Origin of the sequence: Protofrankia sp. Cr1 (genome assembly GCF_963555865.1) — a bacterium.
GTDB lineage: Bacteria > Actinomycetota > Actinomycetes > Frankiales > Frankiaceae > Protofrankia.
On sequence record NZ_CAUVXO010000366.1, the window covers coordinates 4,861 to 5,702 of the forward strand.

Here is an 842-nt window from a genome sequence, read left to right on the forward strand (position 1 = left end):
GCCCAGGGTGTCCTTGACATCCTGTCCCGTGACCTCGAAGACGACGCCGAACCCGACACGCTGACCGCCTACGACCTGCTCGACGCCGCCCAGTTGGCGGCGCGGCACGCGGAGGTCGACGGGCGCCTGGCCGCCGAGCGGGCGGCTGCGGACCGGACCTGGGTGTTCGGGCACGTCATCGTCGACGAGGCCCAGGAACTGTCCGAGATGGCATGGCGGATGCTGATGCGACGCTGCCCCAGCCGGTCGATGACGGTCGTCGGCGACGTCGCCCAGACCGGCGAGCTGGCCGGGACGTCGTCCTGGGAGCACATGCTCACGCCGTACGTCGCCGGTTGGTGGCGCCTGGAGCAACTGACTGTCAACTATCGAACTCCGATTGAGATCATGGCCGTCGCTGCGGACGTGCTGGCGGACATCGACCCGTCCCTCGAACCACCCCGCTCGGTCCGGGAGTCGGGCATCGCACCGTGGCGGCTGCAGGTCAGCGCCGACGGGCTCGCCGACGGGCTGACACAGATCGTCGCGCAGGAGGCGGGCGAACTCGGCGGCGGCCGGCTGGCCGTGATCGTCCCGGTCGCCCGCCTCGACGAGCTGGGCCCGGCCGTGCGGATCGCCGTGCCGGACGCGGCTGTCGCCACCGATGCGGTCCAGACGAATCCGGACCTGGAGAACCCGGTCGTGGTACTGACGGTGCGGCAGGCAAAGGGGCTGGAATTCGACGTCGTGCTCGTCGCGGACCCGCACATGATCCTGGCCGAGTCGCCGCGTGGGCACAGTGACCTCTACGTCGCCCTGACCCGCACCACCCGACGCCTCGGCGTCATCCACATCGGTGCACC

General features: G+C 70.7%; 1 protein-coding gene. It reads left to right on the forward strand.

The features are described 5' to 3' along the window. A partial coding sequence (locus tag U9980_RS21435; protein ID WP_322769565.1) for an ATP-binding domain-containing protein occupies positions 1-842 on the forward strand: 842 nt, incomplete at both ends.